The organism is Candidatus Cloacimonadota bacterium, assembly GCA_011372345.1.
Lineage (GTDB): Bacteria > Cloacimonadota > Cloacimonadia > Cloacimonadales > TCS61 > DRTC01.
The window spans coordinates 1-4,394 of the sequence record DRTC01000615.1 but is presented as its reverse complement, the minus strand read 5'-3'; the positions used below and the strand labels follow the sequence as shown (position 1 = coordinate 4,394).

The 4,394-nt window shown below is 37.6% G+C and carries 4 protein-coding genes; all 4 read right to left on the bottom strand.

Annotated features, from left to right (window positions below; genetic code table 11):
* Positions 1 to 521: 521 nt before the first annotated feature.
* The 4 genes from ENL20_11780 to ENL20_11765 all read right to left on the bottom strand — a co-directional run bounded on the left by ENL20_11780 (position 522) and on the right by ENL20_11765 (position 4,165).
* Positions 522 to 1,871, bottom strand: coding sequence for a hypothetical protein (locus ENL20_11780; protein HHE39234.1), 1,350 nt, complete (start codon positions 1,869 to 1,871; stop codon positions 522 to 524).
* 124 nt (positions 1,872 to 1,995) lie between these two features.
* The gene (locus ENL20_11775; GenBank protein ID HHE39233.1) at positions 1,996 to 2,637 is read right to left on the bottom strand and encodes a hypothetical protein; all 642 of its coding nucleotides are present in this window, start codon (positions 2,635 to 2,637) and stop codon (positions 1,996 to 1,998) included.
* A complete protein-coding gene (locus tag ENL20_11770) occupies positions 2,637 to 3,470 on the bottom strand; it encodes a hypothetical protein (protein HHE39232.1) in 834 nt (277 codons plus the stop codon). The genes ENL20_11775 and ENL20_11770 overlap by 1 nt, the downstream gene beginning before the upstream one ends.
* Entirely contained in the window at positions 3,470 to 4,165 is a 696-nt protein-coding gene (locus tag ENL20_11765; GenBank protein ID HHE39231.1) for a hypothetical protein, read from the bottom strand. The genes ENL20_11770 and ENL20_11765 overlap by 1 nt, the downstream gene beginning before the upstream one ends.
* Positions 4,166 to 4,394 lie beyond the last annotated feature (229 nt).

The following is a 4,394-nucleotide window of genomic DNA, read 5'->3' as shown; positions in this document are numbered from 1 at the left end:
GTAGGAGGGATATGCCCGGGTACGGTAACTTCAATATCCGTAAATAGCGGATTGTTAAAAGTCAGGTAAAACTGTTCTTCAACTTCCATTAGAATCGTTACTGTTGAAGAACCTCCGTTCGAACTGATGGAAATCTCACCTTGATAGTCACCCAATGGTAAATCATTTCTGTTCACAATAACTGAGACAGTACTTCCATTACCGGAACCTGATGTTGGTTCAACTATAATCCAATCCTGCTCGACAGTTATATTCCAATTTAAAGTTCCACCTCCGGAATTATTAATAATAAATTCTTTTACTATCTCCTCTGAACCAAAATCAAGAAAAGTTGTACTTACACTTAATACAGGATCTTGTGTTTGAACAGAACTATTTTTACATCCGGAAGAAATCAGAATTCCTAAAACTAAGACATATACAAATATTTTGGTTTTTATTTCTATCTCCTTATCTGTATCACCACCTTGCCTGTGGTCTTTTTATGAATTTTTATTATTTCTACTATCGGGACGAGGGACTTACTTCACGACAACTTTATCTCCAACTTTAATATCTCCTACTTTATCGACTATCCTTGCAATCGACATTTTATCATGAACCTGAAAAACGATTATTTCTCCTAATTTCTTAACTTTTCTGTGTAAAACTTCTTTTGTAGTTGGATGAATGATCTCTTTTCCCTCTTTAAAAGCAACGCACTTCGTCCCTTTCCTTACACCTTCATGACTACCGATATCGATATAGATCAGATCTTCTTCAATATTGACAACATAGCCTTCCACCAAAGGCAGATCATTGTAGATCATGATAGCAACATTTTCGACCAACTTTTCAATATTGTCGATCCTGGTATTTTCTGCTGAGGCTTCTTTGGCAACGATGATCTCACTTGTTTGAGTATCGATGACACGAGCGCTGACTTTTCCATATTGTTCTTCACAGACAATACTACCTATAATTATGACATCCGCACCTACTAACTTTCCGAGTTCTACTGCTGTACTTTCATCGACCAATCCTGAAATAGTTTTTTTATGTTCTTTCATCACTTCTTCCAGGGCATTTCTCTCGATCACCCGGAAACGACGAAGGTTCACCAGTTGTGTGACCATCTTATCCGTTACTGATTTCCTGATGTTTTCCGTTTCCTCTTTTCCTTCAAAAGGCAAGACAGCAACAGAAAGACGCGAACCAACCTGAGTAACTCTGGAAGGATCATAAGTTAAAGCACCAACCGGAACTTTCATTTTATTCAATTGTTCCTGCTCAAAAATCCTTTTCCTCTGTTCTTCCTCTTTTTTCTTTATCTCTTCCTGTTTTTTCTGTTCTTTGAGTTTTTTCTTTTCCTCTTCCTGTTTCTTGATCATTGCCAGTCTTTCCTGCTCCAGAGCCGCTTGTCTTTCCTTTTCTTCCTGTTTCAACTCTTCTGGAGATTTTCCTTTTATCTCGGAAACTCCTCCGGAATTTTCGATCTTATTGATAAAGGCAGCAGCTTTTTTTGATTTTTTAAATGCGATTGACAGTTTTAATTCCTCAAGTGATTGCTCATATTCTCCGAGGTAGAAATAAGCTATTCCAATTTCCCGATGAGGAAAATACTCGATGAACCTGGTGCCGTAAGTTCTCTTTTTCTTGGCATCTTTAAACTCTAATGATGCTGCGCTTTTAAATTCTTCCAAAGCTCTTTGCCAATCTTGTTTCATCATAAATTTCATGCCTTTTTCATAATAGTTATAAAATTTCTCTAATTTCTTAACAGCAAAAAGATTAGAAAAGCTTGAAGTTAATAGAATTACAACAAAAATAACCAAGATTAGTTTTTTACTGATCTGTCCGGCAAATAAGCCACTGTTTAATATATTCTTCATATACTTCAAGACTCCTTTTAAGAAATCAAAAAACTATTTCCTAAAAAAAAAGAATTTTATTATCGTCAATGAATAAATCAGTATTTGTGGAAAAATAGCATGAGTTTAAATAACAAAACTGGCATCAATGCGGAATTATCCCCAGCCAATCTCCAAGAAGGAACTGCATTCTTCCTATAAGAAGTGAAACTCGAGCCATGGCAGTATAACCAAAAGCTGCTCCAAAACTGATCATCAGAAAATAGATCCCGATCTTGGCGGTTGCTCCGAAAACTCCCTCATGCTTTTTGCTGAAAAAGAAATAAATAACACCAGTAAGTGTCCCGATTATGAGTAATAGTTGACCGATTACAATGATCGCATTATCAGCTTTAAATGGATTCATCATGGTTGCAGTTAATTGCATCATCACATCAGATTTCAAGTATTTAACGAAATAAAGTCCGGCAGTAGTTGCTATTGAGAAAGCGATCGGGTAACGACTGACCCAGACAGTTTTGGGGACTAAACGGAGAAGCATAAGAATTCCCAAAAAGGCAGGAAACAGTTTTATCCATTTCACGCTGAAATTGTTTATGAGCGGATCAAAACAGTTGGGAATCAAGATCGAGAAAATCGTATAAACGAACCAGTAACCTGCTGAAATTCCAACGAAAATCTGTTCTGCAACTTTATAGAATGGATTATCTTTGTATAAAAAACTGAAGATAGCAAAAGTGAAATAAACTCCTAACCAGATTCCTAAAGTATTAAAAAATTGTTCCATTATTGTTTCTCCTTTTCCAGTTTCTTATTCCGCCAGTATAAAATATTTCCAATTATTATAAATATGATGATGATCAAATGAGCTAAGGATTGAGCATCCATTCCGCTGGTTGCTGTTCCTTTGGCATCTACAAGACCTTCGTATTCAGCTGCTGCTTTCAATCCTGCGAGAAGCCCGGAAAGTTGCTCCTGATCATTAACATACGGCATGATCGCGGGAGCACTAACTCCGGTCACACCTCCAGCAGCTCTTCTTCCGTAAGAATCATGAGCAACCTGCACCCATTGTTTAATTCCCGGATCTCCAGCAGAAAGAGCAAAAATAAAATCGATGTTATTAAAATTGTCAATATCATCCATGATCGGTAATTCATCGAGGGAAGAACCATACATATCTTTGGGAAAAATCTCCCGGAATCTCTTTCCCATTGCCTGGATAACAACCATTCCTCCTGCTTTGAAACCGAGATTAACATAATCTTCTCCATACTTCAAGTCAGGATAATTATCTTTTAACTGGGAAATTATATCTTCCGCCATCTGAACTCCCATGGGCCAGAGAGCAGTGATGATGATCTTTATTTTTCTATCAAAACAGTGTTTTACCAGCGATCTTGCCATTGGATGAAGTTCCGGCTTGCTGGCTGGATCATAATCAAAAGAAATGATAACGCGAGAACCTTCCGGTGTTTCTTCTACAAAATCATAAACTTTCTGCACGATATCTGTTGTCTCAATGGGAAATCCAATGGTGAAGATCAAAGGCAGTGCTACACCTACAAAGATAAAAAGGAAAAGCCATCTGCGATCGAGTTGTTTGCTCTGTTTTGCCATTAATCACCTCCCAGATACGAACGCTCAATACCGAGAATGATCCGCAGAGAACTTCCAATAATTCCAAGAGCAGCTCCGATCATGATCGCTCTTTGTCCGGCTGTGGTTGGATATTTCATGATGAATTCCGATAGTTTCGGCAGATGAAGAAATTCCAGTGATTCCGGCAACCAACCTGTTAATAGAGTTCCTAAACTCGTATTTCCCAACATAACCAGGATGGCAGCTGCCAGCAGTAAACTCGACTCGAAAGTTCGTGCGATAAATGCTCGATAAGCCGCAGAAGCAATGAAAAAAGCCAGCAAAGAGAACATTGTTGCCTGCAGATTCTGGTAGATATGATCAAAGATATAATCGAATGGTTTTGCTCCGATTGTAGTAGATAATAATTCTCCATGACCAAATAAACCGCTCATTTCTTTCGTTCCCCAGAAGATTCCGCAACAGATCATCAAAGTAAAACTTGCCAGAGTGATGACGAAATACTGCCAGTTCTTCTGTTTATATTTGATCTTGAGAACACATACTTTAATGAGACTTAACTGCCCGAGAATAATGGCAAAACCGGCAATGATCATAAACCAGTTTTCCAATTCACCGGACATGGAGGCAAAAGGTTTATGCGGGATGAATTCCGAAAATATGAGGATCACTCCGACAATAAAGGTTAATATTAACGGCACTTTTCTTTTCATTTATCCGCCTTGATATGTTTTATCTCATTACAAAACTCCTGTTTTGTAATGACAATTGCTGAAACTCTGTTTCAAGTATCTTTTTTTATCATAAATCAAAACAGAGTTTTTCTCACATTTACATTCCCAAACGGGAGTTTGGGAACGAGAAGAAGAACGAGAAGAAACGAGTTCTCATAAGAATTTAAAACAGAGTTTTTTAACCAATTGCATTCCCAAATAGGAGTTT